Consider the following 26,972-nt stretch of genomic DNA (forward strand, 5'->3'; position numbering starts at 1 on the left):
GCGCTGATCGGACCCAGCCGCGCAGCGCTGATCGGATCCGACGGGCGGGTCGGCGCGGCCCGTTCGATTGCCGACACACCGGGTGCGCGATGCGCGACTCGGACGGTACCTGCGGCAGACTTGCATCCGGCGCCGGTCGCACCGGCCGCGCCGGGACGACGATTGGGGTTGGGCGTGTACCGCGTATTCGAGGCACTCGACGAGCTGGTCGCGATCGTCGAGGAAGCACGCAGTGTCCCGATGACCGCGAGCTGCGTGGTCCCGCGCGGCGACGTACTGGATCTGCTCGACGACGTCCGCGACGCGCTGCCGGCGGAACTGGACGACGCGCAGGACGTTTTGGACCATCGCGACAAGCTCATCGGGGACGCGCGGACTCAGGCCGACAAGACGGTCGCGGATGCCGACGCGGAGGCCCGCGAGACTCTCGACAACGCCCGCGCGGACGCGGATCGCATGCTCGCCGACGCGAAGGCGCAGGCGGACCGGATGGTGCAGGAGGCCCGCGCCCACGCCGACGATCTGCTGCGCGACGCCCAGGCCGAAGCCGACGACACGATCGCCGACGCCAAGGACCAGTACGAGTCCGTGACGGCCCGCGCGCAGGCCGAGGCCGACCGCATGATCGAGGCAGGCAAGGCCTCGTACGAGCGGTCGGTCGCCGACGGCGAGGCCGAGCAGGCCCGGCTGGTGTCGCAGACGGAGGTCGTCCAGGCCGCGCACGCCGAGTCGGCCCGGGTCATCGACGCCGCACACGCCGAGTCGGATCGGTTGCGGTCGGAATGCGACGAGTACGTCGACTCCAAGCTCGCCGAGTTCGAGGACGTGCTCGGCACGACCCTGCGGTCGGTGGGCCGCGGCCGGCAGCAGTTGCGAACAGGCGCCGGGGTGCCCGACTACACGGAAGCCGAACGCCGGTCCGAGCGGCGCCGCTGACGCCACCGGCGTCCGCGCGGGGGCGATTTCGCCGCGCCCGGGTCCGTCGCGTATCGTGGAGTGGTTGCCCAGCCGCCCCGCGGCATCCGCCACCTGGAAAGAGGAAGAAGCATTCCCGTGTCTGCCCGCCGTCGCAGCTCCCAGCATCCCGCCCGGGATTCGGGTCTCGTGCTGGACGTACTCTCGCTCGGCCGCCGTCCGGGCTCCATGCGCACCGTCCGCGAAGTGGTACCCGCGCCGGTGCGGATCGGACTCGACGCGATCGCGATCGCGGAAGGCACGGATGTGGAACTCGACCTCCGGTTGGAAGCGGTCTCGGAGGGGGTCCTCGTCACCGGGACCGTGCGTGCCGATACAGTCGGCGAGTGCTCGCGCTGCCTCGAACCCTTCGAGGACTCGGTGGAGTTGTACCTGACGGAGCTGTTCGCCTACCCGAACAGCGTCACGGAGCAGACCACCGACGAGGACGAGGTCCACCGCCTGGTGGACGACACGATCGACCTCGAGCCGGTCATCGTCGACACCGTCGGACTGGAACTTCCGCTGCGGCCGTTGTGTAGTGACGACTGCGCGGGACTGTGCCCCGAATGCGGCATTCGCCTGGCGATTGCGGAATCCGGGCACGGGCATGAGAGAATGGATCCTCGCTGGGCTGGGTTGGCAGCCGCTTTCGGCGCAGGCTCCGAAGAACCCAGCAGTGCACCCGACAGCAAGAACAACGAGGAGAAGTAGACGTGGCCGTCCCCAAGCGCAGAATGTCGCGTTCGAACACCCGGTCGCGGCGGAGCCAGTGGAACACCACTGCGCCGACGCTCGTCACCTGCCCGAACCGTGGCTGCGGTGAGAAGAAGCTGCCCCACGTGGCGTGCCCGTCGTGCGGCACCTACAACGGCCGTCAGGTGACCGCCGCCGTCTAGTTCTCGAATTCTGAGACATCGTGACGAGCGATTCGACCACCGCATCCGAGGGCGGCGAAGGGGAACACGTGTCCCTTCTCGCCGCCCTCGGTGTCGATGTGGATCCGGAGCTGCTGACGCTTGCGCTCACGCACCGCTCCTACGCCTACGAGAACGGCGGCCTGCCGACCAACGAGCGTCTCGAGTTCCTCGGTGACGCCGTCCTGGGCCTCACCGTCACCGAGAAGCTGTACCTGTCACACCCGGACAAGTCCGAGGGTGAACTCGCGAAGATCCGCGCTTCGGTGGTGAACATGCACGCCCTCGCCGAGGTCGCGCGCTCCCTCGGGGAGGGGGGCCTCGGTCCGCACCTGCTGCTCGGCAAGGGTGAGGAACTCACCGGGGGCCGTGACAAGCCCAGCATCCTCGCGGACGGCATGGAGTCGCTGCTCGGTGCCGTCCACCTGCAGCACGGCATCGACGTCGCACGCACCGTCGTGCTGCGCCTGTTCGCCGAACTCCTGGAGCGGGGCCCGCGCCTCGGCGCCGGCCTCGACTGGAAGACGAGCCTGCAGGAACTGACCGCGGAACGCGGCGTGGGCGTGCCCGCGTACGAGATCACCGCCACCGGCCCGGACCACGACAAGGAATTCACCGCGACCGTGATCGTCGCGGGCGACGCCCGTGGTGTCGGCGTGGGACGCACGAAGAAGGAAGCCGAGCAGAAGGCCGCCGCCGCGGCCTGGCAGAGCCTGTCCGACAGCGACGCCGCCCCCACCGGCGCCGCCGCCGACCAGAACTGACCCGACGTGCCCGAACTGCCCGAGGTCGAGGTCGTCCGCCGCGGCCTGGACGCGCACGTCCGGGGCGCCACCATCGAGTCCGTCCAGGTGCTGCATCCGCGTGCGGTGCGCCGGCACGAACCCGGTCCGCGGGATCTCGCGTTGCGGCTGACCGGGCAGGCCGTCGCCGCGGTCCAGCGTCGCGGCAAGTACCTGTGGCTCGTCCTCGAGCCCGCCGACGTCGCGCTGGTCGTGCATCTCGGGATGAGCGGACAGATGCTGGTCCAGCCGCCTGCGGTGCCGGACGAGAAACACCTGCGCATCCGTGCCGTTCTCGACAACGGCACCGATCTGCGGTTCGTGGATCAGCGCACCTTCGGCGGCTGGGCCCTCGCCCCGCTCGTCGAGGTCGACGGTGCCGTCCTGCCGGAACCCGTCGCGCACATCGCCCGCGACCCCCTGGACCCCGCGTTCGACGCGGCCGCCGTGGTGAAGGTGCTGCGCGGCAAGCACTCCGAGATCAAGCGCCTCCTCCTCGACCAGACCGTCGTGTCGGGCATCGGCAACATCTACGCCGACGAATCGCTGTGGCGGGCCGGCGTGCACGGCAACCGTGCCGCCGACCGGCTCGGGGGACCGACCCTGCGCCGGCTCCTCGACGCGGCCCGCGACGTGATGGGCGAGGCACTCGCGCAGGGTGGCACCTCGTTCGATGCCCTCTACGTCAACGTCAACGGCGAGTCCGGATACTTCGATCGGTCGCTGAACGTCTACGGCCAGGAGAACCTGCCGTGCCCACGGTGCGGTACGCCGGTCCGGCGCGAGAAGTTCATGAACCGCTCGTCGTTCAGTTGCCCGACCTGTCAGCCGCCGCCCCGGAGCGCGCGGCGAGTCTGAGCTTCCGCCCACCTCCGAAACCGTCGAAGCGGCGAATCCGCCTCACGATCCCGCTCCGGGCAGGCACAGTGGGAGCGGCGGAGGAGGACGCACATGCGAACATCGAGGACGGCCGTACCCGTGGCTGCGGCAGCGCTGGCGGTGGCACTCGCGGTCGGCGGCTGCGGCACCGACGACACGTACCCGAGCGAGTCGGCGCAGACGACCACCGAGACAGCCCCGGAGACGACCCCACCGACCGGGACGGCCGGTTCCGAACCCGGGCAGCCGGGCACCGAGCCGCAGGTCACCGAAGCGACGGGTGGGATCCCGGCCTATCAGCCGTCGACACTCGTCAGCCGATCGATCGGCTCGACCGTCCTGACGACCTCCGACCCGATCGAACAGGTCGGCGCCTTCTACCTCGACTTCGTGGGCCGGGAGGGGTGGCAGACGGTCTCCGAAAGTGTCACTCCGTACAGCACGAGTCTCACGATCAGGAAGACGGGGGAGGGCGCCTCCATCTCGGTCTCGTCGGGTGGTGACGGGACGCTGATCTCGATCAGTACCTATCCGTCTCCGTAGCGGCGCTGCTCAGCCGTCTCCGAGCCGGCGTGGGCGGAACAGCGCCTCGGCGTCGTCCGTCGCGTAGGCGGACCGGCGTTGATCCGCCAGGCCCAGCATGTATTCGGCGACCTGCTCGGGGGCTGTGCGGTAGACGTCCCAAAGGTGTTTCGGGCCCTCGGGGAAGGCGATGATCCCTTCCCCCGCGGCGACGGCGTCCAGGATCGTCCGCGCGGCCTCGTCGGCGGTGATCGAGTCGTCGGGGGCTCGGCCCGCGACGGGATCTCCCATGAGCGAGGTCTCGAAGATCCGGGTGGCAACGTTGCCGGGGCACACCACCGAGACCCGGATGCCGTCGGCGGCAAGTTCGTACCGCAATGCTTCGCTCAACCCTACGATCCCGAATTTCGTTGTGCAGTAGAGCGATTGATATGGGAACGGCACCAGCCCCGCGACCGATGCGGTGTTGACGAGGTGACCGCCGCCCTGCCTCCGCATGATCGGCAGGGCGGCATGGATCCCGTAGATCACACCCCACAGGTTCAGATCCACGATGCGCCGCCACTGTTCGAGCGTCGCCTCACCGATCGGCAACGTGCCGCCTACCCCCGCGTTGTTGAACAGGAAGTCGAGGCGGCCGTGGCGGGAGGCCGCCTCCTCGATCAGGTGCTGGACCTCCTGCTGCCGCATCACGTCCACGGTTGCGCACTCGACGCGGCCGGCGTGCTCGACGAGGGACTCACGTGCCGCGGCGAGCCGCTCCGAGTCTCGGTCGGCGAGCACGACGACCGCGCCCGCGCGCGCGAGCGCCTCGCCGACGGCGCGGCCGATCCCCGAGGCCCCGCCCGTGACGACGCACACCCCTCCTTCGAAATGCCCGCTCATGTCCACAACCTCCGTGCCGAGGCGACCTGGAGGGCCTGGTGGCCGCGCGTGACGTCGTCGATCGGCAATCCGGCCGGAGCGTCGGCGACGTGCCTCTGGGTGGGGTTCTCCTCCCAGGTGAGCAAATGCCGGTCGATCGTTCCCTCCGCTTGCCCCTCCTGCGTGTAGGTGAGATCGATCGGGTACAGCGTCGGGTGGCTCAGGGCCGTGCCGGGCCTGCCGATGTGTGGGATGTAGCCGCCGCCGGCCATCGACCCCACGCCGCGGTTCATCGCGTATCCGATCTCGACGACCGCTTCGGTGATCTCGAAGCCCCCCGGGACGTGACGCGTCGGGCCTGCGGATCTGTGCGGTACCGGATGGCGACACCGGTCACATCGCAGTACGTCCACGACCCCAGGGGCGCGGGGGGCGAAGTGGGCAGGCTTCGAATATGTCTCGACCTCGGAGACGGTGAACACCTTCCGGAGCGTATCCCGTTCGCGCGGCATGCATTCTGATTCGCGGCGATCGGGGACCCACGCACTCGCGCGTCTGCTTGCAGAATGCCTCGCTCGAGCTGCCGGGTCCGGTACGGGGGCGATGCCAGGGCGACGGGAAGACCGTCCGGCGTTTCGCGCGGACGCCCGGTGTGCACCGCATCGTCGACGCCGAAGACCCGCATTGCCGTCTGCGCGGCGGTGTCGCCTTCGGTGCTCTCGGCTCGGATCGGGGGCGCCGGGTGGGATACGGTGGACTCGGTGCGCCGGGAAGTCTGGTCGGCAAACGATGACCGCTGCGCGAAATCCGAGGACGATCGATGACGACACCCTTCTCCCGCCTGCCGTTGCTCTCACGTGGATCGTGGGAGGAATCCAAGCGGGTGACCGAGATTCTCCGTAAGGAGACGGTCGGCGGCATCCTGCTGCTCATCGGCGCGCTCGCGGCCCTGATCTGGGCCAACACGCCGTGGTCCGACGCCTACCACAGCCTCCGCGACACGACGGTGGGCCCGTCCGCCCTGCATCTGGACCTGTCTCTCGGGACGTGGGCGGCCGACGGCCTGCTCGCCATCTTCTTCTTCGTCGTCGGCCTGGAACTCAAGCGCGAGTTCGTCGCCGGCGACCTGCGCGATCTACGGCGCGCCGCGGTGCCGATCACCGCCGCGGTAGGGGGAATGGCGGTTCCCGCCGTGGTGTTCGTCGCGGTGAATCTGCGTGGCGGAGGGGACGCCCTGGCGGGATGGGCCGTGCCCACCGCCACCGACATCGCCTTCGCCGTGGCCATCCTCGCCGTCATCGGGACGCACCTCCCGGCCGCCCTGCGTACCTTCCTGCTGACGCTCGCTGTCGTCGACGACCTGCTCGCCGTCACCGTGATCGCGGTGTTCTACACCGACGACCTCGACTTCGTATACCTCGGACTGGCGCTGCTGCCGCTGCTCGCCTTCGCGCTCGCGGTGCAGCGAGGCATCCGGTTCTGGTGGCTGCTGGTGCCGCTGGCGGCGCTCACATGGTTCCTCGTCCACGAATCCGGCGTGCACGCCACCGTGGCCGGCGTCCTGCTCGGGTTCACCGTGCCGGTCGCCCGCCGGACACGCACCGGAACCGAAGCCATGGCCGAGCAGTTCGAACATCGCCTCCGGCCACTGTCGGCCGGGGTGGCTGTCCCGATCTTCGCGTTCTTCGCCGCCGGCGTGACGATCGGTGGCCTCGACGGCCTGGGTGAAGCGCTCCGCGACCCGATCTCGATCGGTGTCGTCGCGGGCCTCGTGCTCGGCAAGGTCGTCGGGATCTTCGGCGTCACCTACCTGATGGCCCGGTTCACCCGCGCCCACCTGGACGAGGGTCTGAGCTGGCTGGACGTGCTCGGGGTCGCGCTGCTCGGCGGCATCGGCTTCACCGTCTCCCTGCTCATCGGGGATCTCGCGTACGGCGCCGGCACGGTCGCGGCCGACCACGTCAAGGTCGCCGTCCTCGTCGGCTCCCTCACGGCGGCGCTCGCCGCCTCGGTCGTGCTCCGCTCCCGGAACCGGGCCTACCGCAGGATCGCCGAACTCGAGACCGTCGACGCGGATCACGACGGCATCCCGGACGTCTACCAGCGCTGAGGCTCCGCCGGGTCGCGTGACAGGGATCGGCGATTCCTGGGCGAGGCGATCGACCCCGCCTAGAATGGACGGACGGACATCGCGGCGGCACCCGATCCCGCGCCGCCCCGGCCACCGCGGTGTACGCGGGTGATCGGAGGTGGACGTGCATCCCTCCGAACCCGCGCGTGTGCTACCCCGCCGGGCGTATCGGGCGCTCGTCGCGTTTCTGGTCCTCTTCGCTCTGCTCGTCGTGGGACCTCGGCTGGTGGCGGTGTACACGGACTGGCTCTGGTTCGGGGAAGTCGGCTACCGAGACGTGTGGGGCACCGTCCTCGTGACCCGGCTGGTGCTGTTCGCCGTGGTGACGCTGGTGGTGACGGGGCTGCTCTTCGGAGCGACGGTGTGGGCGTACCGATCGCGCCCTCTGTTCGCCACCGGTCCGGACGATCCGATCGAGCGATACCGGATCATGGTGCTGCGGCGCCCGAAACTGTACGCGATCGGCATCCCGCTGCTGCTGGGACTGTTCTTCGGCCTGAGCGCACAGAGCCAGTGGGCCAGAGTGCAGCTCTTCCTCCACGGCGGAGCATTCGGTAGCTCCGACGCCGAGTTCGGGCACGATATCGGGTTCTACGTCTTCGACCTGCCCTTCTACCGGCTCCTGCTGACGTGGGCGTTCGTCGCGCTGTTCCTGGCACTCGTGCTCTGCGCGGCTACCCACTACCTCTTCGGTGGACTCCGGGTGCCCTTCACGACCGGCTCCGAGACCCGACGCGGTACCACCGGCGCGACGACGCGCGCGGCCCGGATCCAGATCGCGGTTCTCGCCGGGAGCTTCGTCGCGCTCAAGGCGGTCGCGTACTGGTTCGACCGGTACGAGTTGTTGTGGAGCGGCCGGAAGGAACCGACGTTCACCGGGGCCGGGTTCACCGACATCAACGCGGTCCTGCCGGCGCGCCTGATCCTGGTGGCGATCGCCGTGCTCTGCGCGGCGGCGTTCTTCGCCTCGATAATGCTGGACGACCTGCGGGTGCCGTTGATGGCGACCGCGCTCCTGGTCCTGTCGTCGATCGTCGTCGGCGGTGTCTTCCCGGCGCTCACGGAGCAGTTCTCGGTGCGCCCGAATGCGGCCGATCGCGAGAGCCCGTACATCGAGCGCAACATCGCCGCGACCAGGCAGGCGTACGAGATCGAGGCCGATCGCGTCGAGTACCTCGACTATCCCGGGGTCGGAACCCGGCCGCCGCGGGAGATCCCGGCCGACGTCACCACGATCGCCAATGCCCGGCTGCTGGACCCGAACGTGCTCTCCAGGACCTTCACCCAGCAACAGCAGCTGAAGAACTTCTACGGGTTCACTCCGCAGCTGGACATCGACCGGTACACCATCGACGGGAAGGTCGGTGACTACATCGTCGCCGCCCGGGAACTCTCCCCGGACAGTCTGAGCGGCAACCAGACCCAGTGGATCAACCGGCACACCGTCTACACCCACGGCAACGGATTCGTGGCGGCGCCGGCGAACCGGGTCAACGCCGCCGTCCGGGACGCGGCCGCGGCCGGCAGCGGAAGCGACAGCGGTTACCCCATCTACACCGTCAGCGACATCGCTTCCCAGGCCTCCGGCCGGCAACTGATCCCGGTCGAGCAACCGCGCATCTACTTCGGTGAGCTGATCGCGGCGTCGGACCCGGACTACGCGATCGTCGGCGGGCCCGCCGGTGCGGCGCCGCGCGAGTACGACACGGACACCTCCCAGTACACCTACACCGGAAGCGGGGGAGTGCCGATCGGGAGCTGGATCAACCGGCTGGCCTTCGCGGTGCGCTACGGCGAGCGCAACATCCTGTTCTCCGGCGCCATCGGGGCGGATTCGAAGATCATCTTCGATCGTGATCCGAAGACCCGCGTGGAGCGGGTCGCGCCGTGGCTGCGCACCGACGCCAACCCGTACCCGGCGGTGGTGGCAGGCCGGATCGTCTGGATCGTCGACGGCTACACCACCCTCGCGCACTACCCGTACTCCCAGGCCGGCGCGCTGCCCGGCGCCGGCGTCACCGAGACCGGCCGGCTGTTGCCGGGTGAGGCCGTCTCCTACATCAGGAACTCGGTCAAGGCCACGGTGGACGCCTACGACGGCACCGTCACCCTCTACCAGGTGGACACGAACGACCCGGTCCTCGCGGCGTGGATGGGCGCCTTCCCCGACGCCGTGCAACCGCCGGAATCGATCAGCCCGGAACTGCGCTCCCACTTCCGTTACCCGGAGGACCTCTTCGGTCTCCAGCGGGACCGGCTCGCGAAGTACCACGTCGACGACCCACGGGAATTCTTCACCAACAATGCGTTCTGGTCCGTTCCCAGCGACCCCACCTCCGAGGCCGTGGGGTCTCAGCCGCCGTACTACGTGCTGGTCGGTGACCGCGAGAGCGCGGAACCGTCCTTCCGTCTGGCCAGCGCGATGGTGGGGTTCAACCGAGAATTCCTCTCCGCCTACATCTCGGTGGACTCCGACCCGGACAACTACGGCCGGATGGAGGTGCTGCAGCTGCCGACCGACACGCAGACCCAGGGTCCGCAGCAGACCCAGAACTCGATGATCTCCGACACCCGGGTGGCCTCCGAACGCACCCTGCTCGAGCGGTCAAACCGGATCCACTACGGCAATCTGCTGACGCTGCCGATAGCGGACGGCGGGGTGCTCTACGTCGAGCCCCTGTTCACCGAACGTCTCACGAGCACCGCCGACGGTTCGACGTTCCCGCAGTTGTCGCGGGTGCTGGTCAGCTATCGCGAACCCAGCGCCGGCGGCGTCCGTGTCGGGTACGCGCCCACCCTCGCCGAGGCCCTCGACCAGGTCTTCGGGGCGGGAACGGGCCGGGTGGCGACCGCGCCCGGAGGAGACGCCGCGACCTCGCCGGATCCTGCGACCGCGCCGCCGCCCGAGGACGGCGCCGCGGTGCCGCCGACCACCGCGCCCCCGCCGGCCGCGGAGCCGACCCCGGAGCAGCTGACCGCCGCCGTCGTCGAACTGAACAGCGCCCTGGCGGATCTGCGCGAGGCTCAGCGCACGGGCGACTTCACGTCGTACGGCGCCGCGCTCGACCGGCTCCAACGCGCCGTCGACAACTTCCTGGCGGCCGGGGGAAGCCCCAACTGAGGTTCACCGCGGCCGATGCCGGTGTCGTGGAGCCGCTCGCAATCGTGGCTGCCGTGGGCGGCGACCTCGCGCATCAACGGATCGGTGTCGACGACCACGATCTCGGACGGCGGGACGTCGTCCCGGGCGGCACGTCCACCGCGGCACGGCCCATGGTGCCTCCCTGGTCGTGAAATGCGAGCACCGATCGCCGACCGGATTTCCCGGCACTCCGGGCATCAGGCCCGGATCGAGGGAGCCTCGGTCCCGCCTGAAGTCACTGGTGCACGAGGCTGAGCCGACGCCACGACCACAGGGTCAGGCCCGCCGAGACGACCGGAACGGTGAGGGCCAGCACGAGCTGCGGAGCGGTCACGGAACCGGCCTGCGGTCCCGCCGCCCACAGACCCGGAGCGGAGAACGGGAACCAGCCGCCGGCTCCCGTCATGACCGCCATCTGGGCGGCGATCACCACGGCGATGATCGTCCCGATCGCGGGCAGGTATCCCCGTGCCACGGTGGCGACCCAGGCGCAGGGAACGGCGAGCCCCGCGGTGAGCAGGGCTACGGCGAGGAATCGGCCGACGAGCGCAGCCGTCCCGGGGTCGAGGGGATCGTCGTCGACGAACGTTCCCGCGACCGCAAGCGCGGCGCCCGTCGCGACGCTGACGGCGACGGACCAGGTCAGCAGGATCAGCAGTTTCGCTGCAGCGACGGCCGGGCGGGAGACCGGGGCGGCCCACAGCCCGCTGATCGCCCCGTCGGTGAACTCGCGGCCGAAGACCCAGCCGACGACCACACCGAACCCGAGAAGCCCGCCCACCGAGACGATGGTATCGGCTGCGGCGAACAGCCCCGCACGGCCGCCGTCCTCGACGATCGCCTGCGCCTTGCCCGCCATCGTGGCGTCGGCGCCGTGCACGGATCGCAGGGTCAGCACGCACATGGCCACCACCCCCGTCGTGAGGAGGACGGTGGTGACCCACACGGGACGCGCCCGCCGGAACTTGGCCCATTCCACCGCCAGTGCGGCCCGGACCTGCTCGGACGTGGTCATCGGCGCGCCTCGCTGTCGCGGTACACCAGGTCGAAGAACTGCCGCTCGAGATCGATGCCGCGAGGGTCGAGGGCGCCGACGGTGCGCCCCTCGTTCACGACTGTGATGCGGTCGGCCACGCGGGCGACCTCGTCGAGGTGGTGACTCGACACCAGCGTCGCCGTGCCACGCTCCCGGCTGCGCTGCAGCAGCGTGCGCAACAGCATGATCCCGGCCGGATCCAGCGCATTGGTCGGCTCGTCCAGGATCAGCACATCCGGGTCCGCGATCAGTGCCGCGGCCAGCCCCAGTCGCTGCCGGTTGCCGAGGGACAGTTTCCGGGCACCGGTCCGCGCCCACCGGGCCAGGACGAGTTCCTCGATCCACCGGTCGGCCGCGGCGGTGGCGCCCGCCGCGGACAGGCCGGCGAGACGCCCCGCGATGCGCAGGTTCTGCACGACGGTGAGTTCGGGGTAGAGAAGCGGTGTTTCGACGAGGTGCCCGACCCCCGTCCAGTGCCGAGCCGGCATCGACGCCGGTGCCAGGCCCCGGACGCGCACGATTCCGTCGTCGGGCTCGATCATGCCGAGGAACAGGCGCATCAGGGTCGTCTTGCCTGCCCCGTTGAGGCCCACGAAGGCGTGCACCTCGCCCGCACGCACCTCGGTGGAGACGTTCTCGAGCACCGTCGTGGAGCCGTAGCGTGTGCACACGTCGCGGCACTCGAGCACGACGTCGCCGACCGTCGTCATGACGTCTCCCGCGACTGCCGCGAGGGATGGGCCTGCGGTACGAGCTGGCGCAGGGCCGACGCGATGCGGTTGCCGAGCGTCCCGTCGCCGGTCTCTGCCCAGTCCGTCAGCGCCGCCATGAGGGCGCCCATGCAGGCCCCGGCGGCGACGGCGGCTTCGAGTCGTCGGGTGCCCGGTTCGGCGAGCGCGGCGGCGACGGCCTCCTGGGTGCGCAGCGTGTTCTCCCACATCCGCGCGCGCAGCCGGGGATGCGTCGCGACGATTCTCAGGCGGGTGCGCACGTCCCCGAGGTCGCTCTCGGGAATCTGCGCCCAGGCCTCGAGGATCCCCCGGCACGCCCGTTCCAGCGGGCTCCGGTCCGCCGGTTGCGCGGCCACGGCCTCCGCGATGACCGGATCGTAGGGGTCGTCGAGCAGGACCGCATCCTTGGACGGAAAGTGCCGGAAGAACGTCATGTGCGACACCCCGGCGGCGGAGGCGATCCGGTCCACGGTGACGGCGTCGTAGCCGTCCTCGGTGAACAGGTGCACCGCCGTCGCCTGGATGCGCTGACGGGTTCGCGCGGACTTGGACACCCCGTAATGTTAGCTACTAACATTACGGAGGGGCAAGGAGAGTCCGCCGCGGGTGGGTCATGCGCTCCGGAGGTCGCGCCGCCGGAACGCGGCCAGCCCGGCCGCCGTGACGAGCGCGGCCAGAACGACGAGAGCGACGAAGGAACCCGCGGCGAACGGTTCGAGCGGCATCTGCCGTACATGGTTCAGCGGGGAGAGAGCGCCGGTGCTGCCGGGCAGATCCAGGATCGGTCCGAAACTGCCCACCAGGTAGCCGTAGACGACCAGCACCCAGACCAGATCGAAGGCGCGAGGGACGAGACCGAACAGCGCCGCTGCGATCGCCGCGACACCGAGCACGGCGGGAACGTAGCCGAGAAGCGCCCATACCGACGCGGCCACCCGGATCGGCTCGCCGGTGGACGCCGCAGCCCCCAGCCCGGTCCCCAGGCCGGCGAGTGCGAGGAGCGCCACCACGCCCAGGGCGGTCACGGACAGCCCCGCTGCCATCCATCCGGCCCGGCCCGTCGCGGTCGCCAAGACGGGCTCGATCCGGCCCGACTGCTCCTCGCTCCGCAAGCGACGGACGGACAGGATCGCGAAGCAGGAGGCGAGGAAGGCCATCGTGTACCCGGTCAGGCCCAGGAAGCCGTCGACGAGATTCGCGGTCGAACCACCCATGAGCACAAGAATGTCCTCGGGCAGGTTCGCGAAGCTCTCGGCGATCGAGCCGGTCAGGGAGCCGTAGAACAATCCCGTCAGTGCCAGGCCCGTGCCCCACCCGGCGATGCTGCCGCGCTGTAACCGTAGCGCCAGCGCGAACGGGGTCGCCAGCGCCGGTGCCGCCTCGTCGCGGCCCGGCCGCGGGGGCACCAGTCCGGCGCCGAGGTCGCGACGGTCCACGACCCGGTACGCGGCCGCTGCGGCGACCGCCGCGAACCCGAACGACAAGGCCAGCGGTCCCCATCGCGGATCGACGAATGCTCGCGTCTGCTGAGACCAGGCGATGGGGGACAGCCAGGACACCGCGCTGCCGTGCCGCTCCAGGACGTCGCCGACGCCCCGCACGACGAAGGCCGTTCCCAGTGCCGCTGCAGCCAGTCCTGTGGCGGTGCGCGCGTGTTCGCACACCTGGCACACCAGGGCGGTGAGTGCGGCGAAGAACAGCCCCAGCGCCGCGAACCCGGCGGCGAACAGCACCGCCCCGCCGGCGTCCACCCCGGCCGCCGTCATTGCCGCGCCGCCGGCCACGACGAGGGCGGCGTTCGCGACGAGCGCGGTGACCAGGGCCGCGGTCAGCGGGGCGCGCCGGCCCACCTGACCCGCCAGGACGAGTTCGGTGCGACCGTTCTCCTCCTCGCCCCGGGTGTGCCGGACGACGAGGAGGATATTCATGAACCCGGCGGCGACCAGCAGGTACAGCCCGTACTGGTTCGCCACGAATGCCTCGAGCGTGGGGTCGTCCATGCCGTAGCCGGGACCCGACATCATCACCCCCGCTGGATTGTCGGCGAAACCGGCCACGCTGCGGAGGTCCTCGGTGTCCGGGTACGCCAGCCGCAGGGCCGCGACGAAGTACGCCGCCAGGGCCGAGATGCCGATCACCCACAGCGGCAGCCGGATCCGGTCCCGGCGCAGGTCGAAGCGGACCAGGAAGGCGGTCCCGGCGAAGGCGTTCATCGTCCGCCGCCCACGCCGGCGACCTGTCGATCGCTGCCGTAGTGGCGCAGGAACAGCTCCTCGAGCGACGGCGGTGCGCTCTCGAGGCTGCGGACGCCGTACTCCGCGAGCCGGCGGACCACCTCCTCGAGGTGACCGTTGTCGACCTCGAACACGGTGTGCCCGTGCTCGTTTCGCAGCTCGTGTACGCCTTCGACCTGCGCCAGTCCGGACGCGTCGAGGTCGGTGCGGACCGTGATCGTCGACCGGGTGAGATGCCGCAGCTGGGCCAGCGACCCGGATTCCACGGTCCGTCCGTCCCGGATGATCGTCACGGTGTCGCAGAGCTTTTCCACCTCGGCGAGGATGTGACTCGACAGCAACACCGACGACCCGCGCTGGGTCGCTTCGGCAACACAGTCCTGGAACACCCGCTCCATCAACGGGTCGAGGCCGGACGTCGGCTCGTCGAGGACGAGGAGATCCACGTCCGAGGCGAGTGCCGAGATCAGCGCCACCTTCTGGCGGTTGCCCTTGGAATAGGCGCGGCACTTCTTGCGAGGGTCGAGTTCGAAGCGTTCGACCAGCTCGGTGCGACGTGCGCGGTCGGCCCCTCCCCGCAGTCGGCACAGGAAGTCGATGGCCTCGCCGCCGGTGAGCGACGGCCACAGGTTCACCTCGCCCGGGACGTACGCGAGGTGCCGGTGCAACTCGACGGCATCGCGCCACGGATCGAACCCGAGCACGGTTGCGGAGCCGCCGTCGGCGCGCAGGAGCCCCAGCAGGATCCGGATGGTCGTGGACTTGCCGGCACCGTTGGGGCCGAGGAAGCCGGCCACCTCACCGCGGCCGACCTGAAAGCTGAGACCGTCCAGCGCGGTCGTGGCGCCGAACGTCTTGGTGAGGTCGTGGACCTCGACGATCGTGTTCATGACTGTGTCCTGAGGGTAGGCGGGTTCCGGATCAGGAAGGGGGAGCGGCGGATTCGCCGCCCCCGGCGCCCGCCGGTGGGTCCGGGACGTACATCAGGTAGTCGTCGAGCAGCTTGCGGCTGGTGAGCAGGCCCTCGGAATACAGTTCGAGGGCCGGGGCGGTGACGGTCTCGGTCAGGTGCCGGAAGAACCCGGTGAAGTCCCCGCCCCGCAGGAGATCCGGGTGCAGGGTCATCTGCAGCAGCATCGACCCCACGTTCATGGCGGTGAGCAGGCGGGCCCGGGCGCGGTTGTCCCGGGACGGCCGGATCAGGCCGCTGCGTTCGCCCTCGGCGAGGTAGTCGACCGCGTCGTCGACCAAGTGGTCGAAGAACTCGGCCGCGCTCTCGCCGCCGGCCTGAAAGGTGCGGGCGACGTAGACGGCGAGCGGAGCGTACCGCTCGGCCCGCCCGAGTTGGGCCGGCCACGGGCCGGAGTCGCCGTCCGCGAGAGTCGTCCGCTTGGAGTCGCGGATCTGTTCCAGGACCCACGCGTCGCACGCCCGTCGCAGATCCTTCTTGGATCCGAAGTGGTGCACGATCAACGCCCCGCTCACGCCCGCGTCCGCGGCGATGGTCCGCAGGGACGCGCCGAACCCGTCGCGGGCGAAACGGAGGATTGCGGCCTCCCGGATGCGCGCGGCGGACGTGAGATCCCGGCGCTCGGCCGCCGAGAGCCGACCCGGCGTTGAACTCATGATCAGTATGTTAAACGCGTGTTCAGTCGCTGACAAGAGGGGAGCGCTTAACCCGCCTGTCGAGGACGAGGAGCGCCTACGGCGGGCCCTGCGCGCGCGCGTCGTCGAGCATGCGCATCACCCTCGTCGCGCTCACTCCGTGCACGAGAACGGAGAAGACGACGGTGAAGGCGACGGCGGCCCACAGCTCCTGCTCCTGCGCGATGTCGAGCTCCGCCGCGGCGTACGCGAGGTAGTAGACGGAGCCGATGCCGCGCACGCCGAAGAAGGCCGTGACGCGGCGTTCGCGGACGTCCATCTCGTCACAGCCCAGGAGCGAGAGCCAGCCGACCACGGGCCGGATCACCAGGACCAGGGCGGCCCCGACGAGAACCGAACCCCACGACAACTCGGCGAGCAGGCCGGTGGTGAGGCCGGCCCCCAGCAGGAGCAGGACCGCAAGCGTGAGGACGTGCTCGAGCTGCTCGACGAGGCTGTGCATCTCCGCGTGGTACTCGTGTGCGCGTTCGATGCGCCGCATGGCGACCGCACACACGAAGACGGCGAGGAAGCCGTAGCCGCCGACCAGTTCGGCGATTCCGTACACCGCGAAGGTGGCCGCGAGCGCGACGATCGGTTCACCCCGGTCGGCCAGCCGCACGTGCGCGACGGGGAAGTGGAACACCGCCCGCCCGACGAGATGGCCCGCCAGCGCGCCCACCACGGCGCCCAGGACGATCTTGCCGAGCAGCTCCCACAGGACCCAGGACACGATCCAGTCCTCGATCGGTCCCTTCGTGAACAGGAAGAGCGCGAGGTAGACGAAGGGGAACGCCAGCGCATCGTTGAGGCCGGCCTCGGACGTGAGCGCGAACCGCACCTCGTCGTCCTCGCGGTGGGAACCCTCCCCGGACGTGGGCCCCTCGACCTGCACGTCGGACGCGAGGACGGGATCGGTCGGGGCGAGGGCGGCCCCGAGCAGCACGGCGGCCGCCGGAGTGAGGGCCGCGGCCCACCAGCCCAGCACCGCGACGGCCACGATGCCGAGGGGCATCGCGACCAGCAGCAGCCGCCGGGTGGACTTCCACGACCGCCACCCGAGCGGGCGGTCGATCGCGAGGCCGACTCCCATGAGCGCGACGATCACGCAGACCTCGCTGAGGTACTCCGCCACGGCCGGGTGCCAGCCGGGGGTGACGGCTTCGACATTGTCGAACAGCAGCCCGAGCAACGCGCCGGCCACCAGCACGATCATGGGTGCCGAGATCGCGCGGTTGTGGAAGAGCCGAGGCACGGTGACGGCGAAGAGCAGCGCGAGCCCGGCGGAGACGTAGATGATCGCGGTGTCCAGTGCCGGGCCTTCGTTCGCTGCGATGTGGTCGGCGCAAGGATGCCCACGCGGCCACTCCCCGAAACGCGCGCCCTCGCCCGTGGATCCCGCTCAGATGTCGAAGAACACGGTCTCGTGGCCGCCCCCCGGGGTGTCCTGCAGGTACACGTCGAAGGTGTAGACCACCTTGCCGTCGCGTTCGGAGCGTGTCGCGATCAGCGTGTCGCGGCGGGTCTCCCACTCGATCCCGGTCAGGACGGGGTCGGCGGCGTTGGCGTCGGCCTCGTCGTCGAAGTAGACCCGGGTGTGCAGGCCGAGGTTGATGCCCCGGGCGAACAGCACCATAAGGATGTGCGGGGCCTGGGTCCCGCCGTCGTTCGCCGGCACCGGCCCCGGCTTGATCGTCTCGAAAGTGTAGACGCCGGTGTCGAAGTCGCCGCCCGTGCGGCCCCAGCCGCGGAAGGTCGGATCGATCTCCCGAGCCTGGGTACGGCCGCCCTGGGTGTGGCCGTCCTGGGAATCGCCGGGGTGGGCGTACCTGCCGGCAGCGTTGGCCTGCCAGATCTCGATCAGCACGTCGCGCACGGGGGTGCCGGTGCCGTCGAACACGCGGCCCTCGAGGGTGATGTGCTCGCCCTTCGTCTCCGGCGTGGTGAGGACGTTGCCGAAGTTGTGGTCGAAGATGTCGAACCCGGCCTGTTGCGGCGCGAGCCCGATGTGGACGTACGGGCCGCCGGTCTGCGAGGGGGTCTCCGGGCGGCGCGCGATCATGCTGTGCGGGGAAAGGCTCATCGGGGGGCTCCGGGAAGGGTGATGTTGTCGAAGAAGGTGGCGCGGCGGCCGCGCAGGGTGAGGTCGAAGCGGTAGGTACGCGCGTCGAAGGGAGCGTTGTTGGCGGGATCCTCCTGTGCGATCAGGCTGCGCAGCTGGTCCAGCGTCGGAACGGTCTTCGCGATGGGGCAGCGCTCGATGAGCGGGTCGCCCTCGAAGTACATCTGGGTGATCAGGCGCTGTGCCCAGCCGGTGCCGTTGATCGAGAAGTGGATGTGCGCGGGCCGCCAGGCGTTGGTGCTGTTGGCCCACGGGTACGGCCCGGGCTTGATGGTGCGGAAGAAGTAGTAGCCGTTCTCGTCGGTGATCATGCGGCCGCAACCGCCGAAATTCGGGTCGATCGGCGCGAGGTAGCGGTCCTTTTTGTGGCGGTAGCGGCCGCCGGCGTTGGCCTGCCAGGCCTCGACCAGGGCGCCCTTCACCGGGTTGCCGAACTCGTCGCGTACGTAGCCGTGCACGATCAGGCGCTCACCGATCGGCAAGCCTTCCTTGGCGAAGTTGAGGATGAGGTCGTTGTCCTTCTCGCCGAGCTCGCGCGGGTCGAACACCGGCCCGGTCGTTTCCGAGAGCGTGGGGCGCGGTGCGATCAGTGCATTGCGTGGGGAACGCAACACCGATGTGCGGTATCCGGGGGTCAGCGCGGGCGGGTGCTGGGTGTGGTCGCGTTCGACGAACTCGCCGGACGCGGCGCCGGGGGCGGCGATGATCATGAGGCGGTACTCCTGGGAACTGTCGCACTGCGACGGACGGGATGTGCATCACGCTATGGGTGAGCAAGAGTCATGTAAATTGACGATTTCGGCGATCTTGCATAACTTTCAGTGATGCAAAGTGAGGGCGTCCCACCGGGTGACCGGGCATCGCGGCTTCTCGATCGCATCCGGTTACGTCACCTGACGTGTTTCGTCGCCGTCGCCCAGGAGGGCAACCTCGGCCGGGCTGCCGCCCGGCTGCACCTGAGCCAGCCGGCGGTCACCAAGACCCTCAACGAGCTCGAAGCGCTCTCCGGCGCGCGCCTCGTGGACCGGGGACGGCACGGCGCCCGGCTCACGCGGGCCGGGGAAGAATTCCTGAGTCGTGCCGTCGAGGTCACGGATGCGCTGGCATCCGCCGCAGGCGTGCTGGCCGGAACGGGACAACCGGCCGTTGCCCCGGTGCGGGTCGGCGCCCTGCCCACCGTCGCGAGCACCCTGCTGCCCGGCGCGATCACCCGGTTTCGGGACCGGCGCCCACACGTCGGCGTACAGATCCGCACGGGCCCGAACACCGCCCTCCTCGGCGCGGTGCGCGCGGGCGAACTTGACTTCGTCCTCGGCCGGACGGCCGACCCGGAGACCATGCGGGGGCTCTCGTTCGAACTTCTGTACGCCGAGTCGCTGGCCCTGGTCGTGCGCCCGGATCATCCGCTGGCCGAGGGTCCGGTGTCGGTGCCGGCGGTGCTGGATCATCCCCTCGTCGTCGCCACCGCCGGCACGGTGCCGCGGCACCACACCGAGGGCTTCCTCGCCCGGCACGGGCTGCGGCTGCCGTCCGGCATCATCGAGACCCTCGACGTCTCGGTCGCGCGCGGGCTGGTGCGCACCGGCGACGCCGTGTGGCTGACCCCCGAGCGGGTCCCGCAGGGCGATTTGGACGACGGCACGCTCGTGCGGCTGCCGGTGCCCACGCCCGGCACCGCCGAACCCGTCGGGCTGCTGCGCCGCACCAGCGCCGACACGCCCGTCGCCGCCGAGGAGCTCGTCGCGATCCTGCGCGAACTGGCCGTCGGGTGATCATGGCAGGATCTCCCGCATGGCTGAACAGACTTCCGACACCCCGACGACCGAGCTGTGGGTCGAGCGCACCGGCACCCGCCGCTACACCGGTCGCAGCTCCCGCGGTGCCGAGGTGCTGATCGGATCGGAGACCGTCGACGGCGTCTTCACCCCCGGCGAGCTGCTGAAGATCGCGCTGGCGGCCTGCTCGGGGATGAGCTCGGACTTCCCGCTCTCGCGCCGGCTCGGCGACGACTACGACGCCACGATCCGGGTCTCCGGCGCTGCGGACCGGGAGAACGAGGTGTACCCGCACCTCGTCGAGGAGATGGTGCTGGACCTCAGCGAGCTGGACGAGGAGGCGCAACGGCGTCTTGTCGCGCTCGTCGAGCGATCCGTCGACAAGGTGTGCACCGTCGGCCGTACCCTCGAGGCCGGCACCAAGGTGACGTTGAACATCGTTCGGGACGCGTGAGCGGCGGATATCGGCAGGGAGGGCGGATGGATCGCAAAGCGGCCGGACTCGCGCTCGCCGTCGGGCTCCTCGCGGGCGGAGCGCCGGCGGCGGCCGCGTCCGCCCCGACGAGCTGCACGCCGTGGCGGGTGGACGTCGTCGCGTCCGGGCTCGGCATCCTCGAGAACCTCGCCTTCGACGGCCGGGGCGGACTGCTGGCCTCGGCGTCCACGCCGGCGGGCGGCGGGTCGCTGCTGACCCTCACCCCCGACGGGCGGGCCGACACCGTGGTGGCCGAGGTCCCGGCGCCCGGCGGCATCGTCGTCGACGAGGGCACCGCGTTCTTCACGACGGGCAACGGCACCGTCTCCGGGCTGCTCGGCCGCACCGACGGCACCCTGGAGGCCGTCGACCTCGACACCGGGGCGCGCCGCACCGTCGCGGCGGGCCTCACGATGCCCAACGGCCTCGTCCGCCTCCCCGGCGGAGACTTCCTCGTCAGTCGGAATCTGGGCAGCCCCCCGGGCCTGACCCGGGTCCCGGTCGACGGCCGCGCTCCGGAGACGCTCCGCACCGACCTCGGTTCCGTCAACGGACTCGCGATCGAAGGCAAAACCGTGTATGCAGCAACAACATTCGATCCGACCACCCGGATTCATGCGCTCGACGCCGACGATCTCGACGGCCCGGCCCGGACTCTGGACCCGTCCGGTCCCGGCCCCCTCGAAACCGCCGACGACCTCGACGTGGGGCCCGACGGTGCGCTGTACGTCCCGCTCAACGTCGCCGGCAGGATCCTGCGCGTCGACCCGGTGACCGGCGCCGGCTGCACGATCGCCACCGGGGTCCCCTTCGTCTCCGCCGTCGCGTTCGGCGACGGTCCCGGCTGGGACCCGGACGTCCTCTACACCACCGGATTCGACGGCTCCGTCCACGCCGTGCGTCCGGTCCGCGATGCCGGGGAGCCGTCGTGATGCAGTCGTCGCCGGATGCGGTCCGGCTCACCGCCTGGGTGCACGGGTACGTCCAAGGTGTGGGATTCCGCTGGTGGACCCGCTCGCGCGCCCTCGAACTCGGCGTCGTCGGTCACGCCACCAACCACCCCGACGGACGCGTGCTCGTCATCGCCGAGGGCCCCCGCGACGCCCTCGAACGCCTGCTCGCCGCGCTGCGCTCGGGCGAGACACCGGGCACGGTGCGGCTGGTGGTGGAGAGCTGGGAGCCGGCGCGCGGCGACCTGACCGGCTTCGTCGAGCGGTGACGGCCCGCCGGTAAGGTTCTCGCACATGTATTTGAAGGGTCTGACGCTCAAGGGCTTCAAGTCTTTCGCGTCCGCGACGACTCTGCGGTTCGAACCGGGCATCACGTGTGTCGTAGGGCCGAACGGTTCCGGCAAGTCCAACGTCGTCGACGCCCTCACCTGGGTGATGGGCGAGCAGGGCGCCAAGGCGCTGCGCGGCGGCAAGATGCAGGACGTCATCTTCGCCGGCACCGCCGGCCGGCAGCCCCTGGGCCGGGCCGAGGTCACCCTCACCATCGACAACTCCGACGGCGCGCTGCCCATCGAGTACTCCGAGGTGTCCATCACCCGGCGGATGTTCCGCGACGGCGCGGGGGAATACGAGATCAACGGGAACTCGTGCCGGTTGATGGACGTGCAGGAACTGTTGTCCGACTCCGGCATCGGCCGGGAGATGCACGTCATCGTCGGTCAGGGCCGCCTCTCCGCCATCCTCGAGTCCCGGCCGGAGGACCGCCGTGCCTTCATCGAGGAGGCTGCCGGTGTCCTCAAACACCGCAAGCGCAAGGAGAAGGCGGTCCGCAAGCTCGACGCGATGCAGGCCAACCTGGCGCGCCTGACCGACCTCACCGCCGAGCTGCGCCGCCAGCTCAAACCGCTCGGCCGTCAGGCCGAGGTGGCGCGCCGCGCCCAGACCATCCAGGCCGACCTGCGCGACGCCCGCCTGCGGCTCGCCGCCGACGACCTCGTGACCCGGCGCGCCGAATTCGCCGATCAGGACGAGCAGGAACGCGTCCTGCGCGAACGACTCGATCACGTCGCTGCGGAACTGGACGACGCCAACGCCGAACTCGCACGCCACGAGGAGGCGGTCGCTCGGCTCACCCCCGGCGCCGAGGCTGCGTCGCAGACCTGGTTCCGCCTCTCCGCGCTCGCCGAACGCCTCGGTGCCACCGTGCGCATCGCCCAGGAACGCGCCCGCCACCTCGACACCGCCCCGGCGGCCCGCGACGGCCAGGACCCGGACGAGATGGAGGCCCGCGCCGACCGGATCGCCGAAGAGGAGGCCGACCTGCTCGAGGCGGTCGAGATCGCCCACGGCACCCTCGAAGCCGCGAAGGAGCAACTCGCCGCCCAGGAGGAGGCCGCCGCGGCCGCCGAGCGGGCGCACCTGGCCGCGGTGCGGGCCGTCGCCGACCGGCGGGAGGGACTCGCGCGCCTGGCCGGACAGGTCGAGACCGTGCGCACGCGCGCCGAGTCCATCGACGCGGAGGTCACCCGGCTGACCGTCGCCATCGAGGAGGCCCGGCTGCGGGGTGTCGCCGCCCAGGCCGAGTTCGAGACGGCCCAGGCCCGCATCGACGACCTCGACGCCGGCGAGATCGACGCCGACGCCCAGCACGAACGCGCCCTCGAGGCCCTGCGGCTCGCCGACGCGCGCGTGCAGGAACTGCAGGACGCCGAGCGCGCGGCGGGCAAGGAGGTCGCCTCCCTCGGGGCGCGCATCGAGGCGCTGTCGATGGGCCTCGAACGCAAGGACGGCGCCGCCTGGCTCCTCGAGCACCGTCCCGATCTCGGACTGGCGGGGCCGCTCGCGGAACGCGTCCGCGTCGAGGCCGGATACGAGGTCGCCGTCGCAGCGGCGATGGGCCCGGCCGCCGATGCGCTCGCCGCGGACTCCGTCCCGGCGGCCGCCGCGGCCGTCGCCGCGCTGGTGGACGCCGACCAGGGCCGGGTCGCGTTCGTCGCCGGCGGCACCACCGCACCGTCCGAGCCGGCGAGCCTGCCGGCCGGGGCACGCTGGGTGCGGGGCGTGATCGACTGCCCGCCGGAACTGCGCGGCGGACTCGACGCGTTGCTCGCGCGCACCGTCGTCGTGGACGACCTGCCCTCCGCGATCGAACTGTGCCACGTGCGTCCCGACCTGCGGGCCGTGACCCGCAGCGGTGATCTCGCGGGCTCCGGCTGGGTCGTCGGCGGCTCCGGGCGCGCGCCGAGCACGCTCGAGGTGCAGGCCGCGATCGACGCGTCCCGCACCGACCTCGACCGCGCGGTGCGGCGCTCCGAGGAACTCTCGGCGGCCCTCGCCGGGGCCCTGGCCGAGCAGGCGGCACGTGCCGAGGTGGCCGAACAGACCCTCGCGGCCCTCAACGAATCCGACGCCGCGATGTCCGCGGTGTACGAGCAACTGGGCCGGCTCGGGCAGGCCGCGCGCGCCGCCCACGCCGAGTCCGAGCGGCTCGCCGCGCAGCGCACCCGCGCCGAGACGGAACGGGACACGGCCCGCCGGGAGGTCGTCGAGCTCGAGGAGCGGCTGCGGCTGGCCGAGCAGGAGCAGGGCGACGACGGCGCCGACCCCGGCACGGACGCGACGGCCCTCGACCGGGAGGTCGCCGCGGCCGCCCTCGCCGAGGTCCGGGCGGTGGAGATGGAGGCGAGGCTTGCGGCCCGCACCGCGGAGGAACGCGCCCAGGCGCTGCGTGGCAAGGCGGACTCGCTGCGCCGTGCCGCCCAGGCCGAACGGGAGGCGCGGGCCCGCGCCGAGCGGGCGCAGCGGGCCCGCAGGCAGGCCGCGACCGTCGCCGCGGCCGTGGCCGAGTCCGGAGCCCGGGTCGCCGCCCACCTGGACGAGGTGATCGCCGCCGCATCGGCCCACCGCGACGAGCTGACCCGTCAGCGCGCCGAGCGCGCCGAACAACTCGACCGGGTCAAGGAACGGGTACGCGACCTCGGCGCGCAGCGCGCCCAGCTCACCGACGCGGTACACCGGGACGAGGTCGCCCGCGCGCAGGCGGCGCTGCGGATCGAGCAGCTCGAGCAGGCCGTCGTCGAGCAGTTCGCCATAGCACCCGACGACCTGGTCGCCGAGTACGGCCCCGACGTGCCGCTGCCGCCCAGCGAACTCGAGATCGCCGAGTTCGAGCAGGCGCGCGAGCGCGGCGAGCAGGTCGTCGCGCCGCAGCCGCAGCCGTACGACCGTGCCACCCAGGAGCGGCGCGCCAAGCGCGCGGAGAAGGACCTGGCGACCCTGGGAAAGGTCAACCCGTTGGCGCTCGAGGAGTTCGCCGCCCTCGAGGAGCGGTACAACTTTCTCGCCACGCAGCTCGAGGACGTCAAGAACGCCCGCAAGGACCTGCTCGGCGTGGTCGCCGACGTCGACGCCCGCATCCTGCAGGTGTTCACCGAGGCCTATGCGGACGTCGAGCGCGAGTTCGAGCAGGTGTTCGCCAAGCTCTTCCCCGGCGGCGAGGGCCGCCTCGTGCTGACGGATCCGTCGGACATGCTCACCACCGGCATCGAGGTCGAGGCCCGGCCGCCGGGCAAGAAGGTCAAGCGGCTGTCGCTGCTCTCCGGAGGCGAGAAGTCGCTGACCGCGGTGGCGATGCTCGTGGCGATCTTCCGGGCCCGGCCGTCGCCGTTCTACGTGATGGACGAGGTGGAGGCCGCCCTCGACGACACGAACCTGCGCCGGCTGATCGGGTTGTTCGAGCAGCTGCGGGAAAAGTCCCAGCTCATCGTCATCACCCACCAGAAGCCGACGATGGAGATCGCCGACGCCCTGTACGGAGTCAGCATGCGCGGTGACGGCATCACCCGTGTCATCTCCCAGCGGATGCGCGGTCAGGATCTTTCTCGCCCAGAGCTGAACGCCGCCGCCGCGCCTGACAGTATGGGGGCGTGAGTACCGGAGCCTGGATAGCCATCGCGGCGGCGCTTGCCGTCCTCCTCGTCGCGCTCGTCGTCGGCTTGACGCTGTACCGGAGGCGGCAGGTGTCGCTGACAGCGCAGCAGACACCGCAGCTCGAAAGCACCGAGCAGAAGGACCGATCCGGCGGCTACAAGGCTGCGGGCGGATTCAGCTTCAGTCAGGGTGCGACCGCGACGGCGCCACCGCAGCCGGTCGAGCGGCCGGCCCCCACACCTCCGGTGATCCCGGAACCGCCGGCGTCCCCCAAACCGCCGGTCGCTCCGGAATCCACGGTGCTCCCGGAACCGAAGGTCGTGCCACTGCCGGCGGAGGTCTCGGAGGCTCCGGCACCGACGGTCGAACCCGAGCAGGCTCCGGAAGCCGGCGCCGCCCCCACCGTCGAACCGGCACCCCGGGTCGAGCCCGTCCCCGGCGTCGAGCCGCAGACGGCGCCGGCACCGTCCGAGGTCGTCCCGCCGGTCGAGGAGACCGCACCGGTGGAGGAAGCCGCGCCGGTGGAGGAGGCCCCGCCGGTGGAGGAGGCCCCGCCGGTGGAGGAAGCCCCGCCGGCTCCCGCCGCCGAACCCGAGGTCATCGCGCCACCGGCCGTCGAGCCCGAGGTTGCGCCGGTCCCGCAGGTGCCGCCGATCGAGGAGATCGCCCCGACCGAGGGCCGGCTGGACCGGCTGCGTGGCCGGCTCGCGCGGTCGCAGTCGGCCGTGGGCAAGAGCCTGCTCGGTCTGCTCGGCGGTGGCGACCTCGACGAGGACTCGTGGGAGGAGATCGAGGACACCCTGCTGATCGCCGACCTCGGCGCCGCGACCACGACGCAGATCGTCGAGCGGCTGCGCGTGCAGATGGCCGCCCGCAGCGTGCGCACCGAGGCCGAGGCCCGGGCCGTCCTGCGGGACGTGCTGGTCGAGGCGCTGCACCCGGAGCTGGACCGGTCGATCCGGGCCCTGCCGCACCAGGATCACCCGGCGGTGCTGCTGGTCGTCGGGGTCAACGGCACCGGGAAGACCACCACCACCGGCAAGCTCGCCCGGGTCCTCGTCGCCGACGGCCGCCGCGTCCTGCTGGGCGCCGCCGACACCTTCCGGGCGGCGGCCGCCGACCAGTTGCAGACGTGGGCCGAGCGGGTCGGGGCCGAGGTCGTGCGCGGCAAGGAGGGGGCCGACCCGGCCGCGATCGCCTTCGACGCCGTCGCCCGGGGTACCGAGCAGGGCGTGGACGCCGTGCTCGTCGACACCGCCGGCCGCCTGCACACCAAGACCGGTCTGATGGACGAGCTCGGCAAGGTCAAGAGGGTCGTGGAGAAGAAGGCCGCGGTCGACGAGGTGCTGTTGGTGCTCGACGCGACGATCGGGCAGAACGGCCTGATGCAGGCGCGCGTGTTCGCCGAGGTCGTCGACATCACCGGGGTGGTGTTGACCAAGCTCGACGGCACCGCCAAGGGCGGAATCGTGTTCCAGGTCCAGCACGAACTCGGGGTTCCGGTGAAGCTCGTCGGACTCGGGGAGGGCGCGGACGATCTCGCGCCGTTCGAGCCGGGGGCATTCGTCGACGCCCTGCTGGGCTGACGCCCCGGCACCCCGCCGCCTCGCGACCGACCCCGGCCACCCGGCCTCCGACCGGGTGGCCGGTTTTTGTCACGGAAAGATAACAAATCGTCACTCGGTTCCCATCTGCCACTCGGGTTCGGTAGAAACAGGTGCCGGACGGATCCCGCGGGAGCGGGTGGCGACGGGGAAGCAGCGACGAGAGGCTCCTGCGGGAGCTCGCCGCGCTGGCCACCCGGTCCCGCCGGATCCGTCCGGCCCGAGTCCCGCCGACCCGCCGCCGTCGCCTCCCGCGACCACCGTCGGGGAGACGCGGAGG

General features: G+C 71.1%; 26 protein-coding genes. 15 read left to right on the forward strand and 11 right to left on the reverse strand.

Going from position 1 to position 26,972, the window contains the following annotated elements; genetic code table 11:
• Window positions 1–174: 174 nt before the first annotated feature.
• The 6 genes from F1734_RS11650 (at window position 175) to F1734_RS11675 (ending at window position 4,075) form a co-directional block, all read left to right on the forward strand.
• Complete coding sequence (locus tag F1734_RS11650; RefSeq protein ID WP_010592789.1) at window positions 175–936, forward strand: DivIVA domain-containing protein; 762 nt, start codon at window positions 175–177, stop codon at window positions 934–936.
• Window positions 937–1,053: 117 nt separating this feature from the next.
• Window positions 1,054–1,668 carry a YceD family protein gene (locus tag F1734_RS11655; RefSeq protein WP_228287161.1) on the forward strand — a complete coding sequence of 205 codons (615 nt, stop codon included), beginning with the start codon at window positions 1,054–1,056 and terminating at the stop codon, window positions 1,666–1,668.
• Window positions 1,669–1,670: 2 nt separating this feature from the next.
• Window positions 1,671–1,853: a 50S ribosomal protein L32 gene (gene rpmF / locus F1734_RS11660; RefSeq protein WP_003939052.1), complete on the forward strand. Its 183-nt coding sequence runs from the start codon at window positions 1,671–1,673 to the stop codon at window positions 1,851–1,853.
• Window positions 1,854–1,873: 20 nt separating this feature from the next.
• The gene (gene rnc, locus F1734_RS11665) at window positions 1,874–2,635 is read left to right on the forward strand and encodes a ribonuclease III (RefSeq protein ID WP_010592787.1); all 762 of its coding nucleotides are present in this window, start codon (window positions 1,874–1,876) and stop codon (window positions 2,633–2,635) included.
• 6 nt (window positions 2,636–2,641) lie between these two features.
• A complete protein-coding gene (gene mutM / locus F1734_RS11670; RefSeq protein WP_017680528.1) occupies window positions 2,642–3,511 on the forward strand; it encodes a bifunctional DNA-formamidopyrimidine glycosylase/DNA-(apurinic or apyrimidinic site) lyase in 870 nt (289 codons plus the stop codon).
• Window positions 3,512–3,604: 93 nt separating this feature from the next.
• Window positions 3,605–4,075 (forward strand): hypothetical protein, encoded by a 471-nt coding sequence (locus F1734_RS11675; RefSeq protein WP_230831617.1) that lies wholly within the window; start codon window positions 3,605–3,607, stop codon window positions 4,073–4,075.
• Window positions 4,076–4,084: 9 nt separating this feature from the next.
• Here the strand turns inward: F1734_RS11675 and F1734_RS11680 are convergent, their stop codons facing one another.
• Window positions 4,085–4,939 carry an SDR family oxidoreductase gene (locus tag F1734_RS11680; RefSeq protein ID WP_234420184.1) on the reverse strand — a complete coding sequence of 285 codons (855 nt, stop codon included), beginning with the start codon at window positions 4,937–4,939 and terminating at the stop codon, window positions 4,085–4,087.
• Window positions 4,936–5,211, reverse strand: a complete 276-nt coding sequence (locus F1734_RS26260) for a hypothetical protein (protein ID WP_225222746.1) — start codon at window positions 5,209–5,211, stop codon at window positions 4,936–4,938. The genes F1734_RS11680 and F1734_RS26260 overlap by 4 nt, the downstream gene beginning before the upstream one ends.
• 590 nt (window positions 5,212–5,801) lie before the next feature.
• Here F1734_RS26260 and nhaA point away from each other — a divergent pair.
• From nhaA to F1734_RS11700, 3 genes are all read left to right on the forward strand, one after another.
• Entirely contained in the window at window positions 5,802–7,028 is a 1,227-nt protein-coding gene (gene nhaA, locus F1734_RS11690; protein ID WP_010592782.1) for a Na+/H+ antiporter NhaA, read from the forward strand.
• Window positions 7,029–7,167: 139 nt separating this feature from the next.
• Window positions 7,168–10,170: a UPF0182 family protein gene (locus F1734_RS11695; RefSeq protein ID WP_203011708.1), complete on the forward strand. Its 3,003-nt coding sequence runs from the start codon at window positions 7,168–7,170 to the stop codon at window positions 10,168–10,170.
• A 26-nt stretch (window positions 10,171–10,196) separates the two neighbouring features.
• Window positions 10,197–10,343 carry a hypothetical protein gene (locus tag F1734_RS11700; RefSeq protein ID WP_017680532.1) on the forward strand — a complete coding sequence of 49 codons (147 nt, stop codon included), beginning with the start codon at window positions 10,197–10,199 and terminating at the stop codon, window positions 10,341–10,343.
• Between the two features lie 83 nt (window positions 10,344–10,426).
• Here the strand turns inward: F1734_RS11700 and F1734_RS11705 are convergent, their stop codons facing one another.
• The 9 genes from F1734_RS11705 to pcaH form a co-directional block, all read right to left on the reverse strand.
• The gene (locus tag F1734_RS11705) at window positions 10,427–11,206 is read right to left on the reverse strand and encodes an ABC transporter permease (protein WP_017680533.1); all 780 of its coding nucleotides are present in this window, start codon (window positions 11,204–11,206) and stop codon (window positions 10,427–10,429) included.
• Window positions 11,203–11,937, reverse strand: a complete 735-nt coding sequence (locus tag F1734_RS11710) for an ABC transporter ATP-binding protein (RefSeq protein WP_017680534.1) — start codon at window positions 11,935–11,937, stop codon at window positions 11,203–11,205. The genes F1734_RS11705 and F1734_RS11710 overlap by 4 nt, the downstream gene beginning before the upstream one ends.
• Complete coding sequence (locus tag F1734_RS11715; RefSeq protein WP_017680535.1) at window positions 11,934–12,512, reverse strand: TetR/AcrR family transcriptional regulator; 579 nt, start codon at window positions 12,510–12,512, stop codon at window positions 11,934–11,936. Before F1734_RS11715 ends, F1734_RS11710 begins: the two co-directional genes overlap by 4 nt.
• Before the next feature lie 57 nt (window positions 12,513–12,569).
• The gene (locus F1734_RS11720; RefSeq protein ID WP_203011710.1) at window positions 12,570–14,171 is read right to left on the reverse strand and encodes an ABC transporter permease; all 1,602 of its coding nucleotides are present in this window, start codon (window positions 14,169–14,171) and stop codon (window positions 12,570–12,572) included.
• Entirely contained in the window at window positions 14,168–15,082 is a 915-nt protein-coding gene (locus F1734_RS11725; protein WP_010592776.1) for an ABC transporter ATP-binding protein, read from the reverse strand. The genes F1734_RS11720 and F1734_RS11725 overlap by 4 nt, the downstream gene beginning before the upstream one ends.
• Before the next feature lie 31 nt (window positions 15,083–15,113).
• Complete coding sequence (locus tag F1734_RS11730) at window positions 15,114–15,818, reverse strand: TetR/AcrR family transcriptional regulator (protein ID WP_017680537.1); 705 nt, start codon at window positions 15,816–15,818, stop codon at window positions 15,114–15,116.
• 76 nt (window positions 15,819–15,894) lie between these two features.
• The gene (locus F1734_RS11735) at window positions 15,895–17,091 is read right to left on the reverse strand and encodes a cation:proton antiporter (protein WP_017680538.1); all 1,197 of its coding nucleotides are present in this window, start codon (window positions 17,089–17,091) and stop codon (window positions 15,895–15,897) included.
• Window positions 17,092–17,238: 147 nt separating this feature from the next.
• Window positions 17,239–17,919, reverse strand: a complete 681-nt coding sequence (gene pcaG / locus F1734_RS11740; RefSeq protein ID WP_203011712.1) for a protocatechuate 3,4-dioxygenase subunit alpha — start codon at window positions 17,917–17,919, stop codon at window positions 17,239–17,241.
• On the reverse strand, window positions 17,916–18,668 hold the full coding sequence (gene pcaH / locus F1734_RS11745) for a protocatechuate 3,4-dioxygenase subunit beta (protein WP_203011713.1): 753 nt from the start codon (window positions 18,666–18,668) through the stop codon (window positions 17,916–17,918). The genes pcaG and pcaH overlap by 4 nt, the downstream gene beginning before the upstream one ends.
• Before the next feature lie 114 nt (window positions 18,669–18,782).
• Here pcaH and F1734_RS11750 point away from each other — a divergent pair, with 114 nt between their 5' ends.
• Genes F1734_RS11750 through ftsY form a run of 6 tightly spaced genes read left to right on the forward strand, consistent with a single transcriptional unit; the run spans window position 18,783 to window position 26,674 of the window.
• Complete coding sequence (locus tag F1734_RS11750) at window positions 18,783–19,730, forward strand: LysR substrate-binding domain-containing protein (RefSeq protein ID WP_017680541.1); 948 nt, start codon at window positions 18,783–18,785, stop codon at window positions 19,728–19,730.
• A gap of 19 nt (window positions 19,731–19,749) precedes the next feature.
• Complete coding sequence (locus F1734_RS11755) at window positions 19,750–20,187, forward strand: OsmC family protein (RefSeq protein ID WP_017680542.1); 438 nt, start codon at window positions 19,750–19,752, stop codon at window positions 20,185–20,187.
• Window positions 20,188–20,213: 26 nt separating this feature from the next.
• Complete coding sequence (locus F1734_RS11760) at window positions 20,214–21,140, forward strand: SMP-30/gluconolactonase/LRE family protein (RefSeq protein ID WP_010592768.1); 927 nt, start codon at window positions 20,214–20,216, stop codon at window positions 21,138–21,140.
• A complete protein-coding gene (locus F1734_RS11765) occupies window positions 21,140–21,427 on the forward strand; it encodes an acylphosphatase (RefSeq protein ID WP_003939033.1) in 288 nt (95 codons plus the stop codon). Before F1734_RS11760 ends, F1734_RS11765 begins: the two co-directional genes overlap by 1 nt.
• A gap of 25 nt (window positions 21,428–21,452) precedes the next feature.
• On the forward strand, window positions 21,453–25,088 hold the full coding sequence (gene smc / locus F1734_RS11770; protein WP_048772728.1) for a chromosome segregation protein SMC: 3,636 nt from the start codon (window positions 21,453–21,455) through the stop codon (window positions 25,086–25,088).
• Window positions 25,085–26,674: a signal recognition particle-docking protein FtsY gene (gene ftsY, locus F1734_RS11775; RefSeq protein WP_203011714.1), complete on the forward strand. Its 1,590-nt coding sequence runs from the start codon at window positions 25,085–25,087 to the stop codon at window positions 26,672–26,674. Before smc ends, ftsY begins: the two co-directional genes overlap by 4 nt.
• The last annotated feature ends 298 nt before the right edge of the window (window positions 26,675–26,972 follow it).

It is taken from the genome of Rhodococcus ruber, from assembly GCF_016804345.1.
Lineage (GTDB): Bacteria > Actinomycetota > Actinomycetes > Mycobacteriales > Mycobacteriaceae > Rhodococcus > Rhodococcus ruber.

Bases quoted from the DNA above. Each gene is read 5' to 3' on its own strand.
- F1734_RS11675 (WP_230831617.1), top strand. From the start codon at position 3,605: ATGCGAACATCGAGGACGGCCGTACCCGTGGCTGCGGCAGCGCTGGCG.
- F1734_RS11680 (WP_234420184.1), bottom strand. From the start codon at position 4,939: ATGAGCGGGCATTTCGAAGGAGGGGTGTGCGTCGTCACGGGCGGGGCC.
- F1734_RS26260 (WP_225222746.1), bottom strand. From the start codon at position 5,211: ATGAACCGCGGCGTGGGGTCGATGGCCGGCGGCGGCTACATCCCACAC.
- F1734_RS11705 (WP_017680533.1), bottom strand. From the start codon at position 11,206: ATGACCACGTCCGAGCAGGTCCGGGCCGCACTGGCGGTGGAATGGGCC.
- F1734_RS11710 (WP_017680534.1), bottom strand. From the start codon at position 11,937: ATGACGACGGTCGGCGACGTCGTGCTCGAGTGCCGCGACGTGTGCACA.
- F1734_RS11720 (WP_203011710.1), bottom strand. From the start codon at position 14,171: ATGAACGCCTTCGCCGGGACCGCCTTCCTGGTCCGCTTCGACCTGCGC.
- F1734_RS11725 (WP_010592776.1), bottom strand. From the start codon at position 15,082: ATGAACACGATCGTCGAGGTCCACGACCTCACCAAGACGTTCGGCGCC.
- F1734_RS11730 (WP_017680537.1), bottom strand. From the start codon at position 15,818: ATGAGTTCAACGCCGGGTCGGCTCTCGGCGGCCGAGCGCCGGGATCTC.
- pcaG (WP_203011712.1), bottom strand. From the start codon at position 17,919: ATGAGCCTTTCCCCGCACAGCATGATCGCGCGCCGCCCGGAGACCCCC.
- pcaH (WP_203011713.1), bottom strand. From the start codon at position 18,668: ATGATCATCGCCGCCCCCGGCGCCGCGTCCGGCGAGTTCGTCGAACGC.
- F1734_RS11750 (WP_017680541.1), top strand. From the start codon at position 18,783: ATGCAAAGTGAGGGCGTCCCACCGGGTGACCGGGCATCGCGGCTTCTC.
- F1734_RS11755 (WP_017680542.1), top strand. From the start codon at position 19,750: ATGGCTGAACAGACTTCCGACACCCCGACGACCGAGCTGTGGGTCGAG.
- F1734_RS11760 (WP_010592768.1), top strand. From the start codon at position 20,214: ATGGATCGCAAAGCGGCCGGACTCGCGCTCGCCGTCGGGCTCCTCGCG.
- F1734_RS11765 (WP_003939033.1), top strand. From the start codon at position 21,140: ATGCAGTCGTCGCCGGATGCGGTCCGGCTCACCGCCTGGGTGCACGGG.
- smc (WP_048772728.1), top strand. From the start codon at position 21,453: ATGTATTTGAAGGGTCTGACGCTCAAGGGCTTCAAGTCTTTCGCGTCC.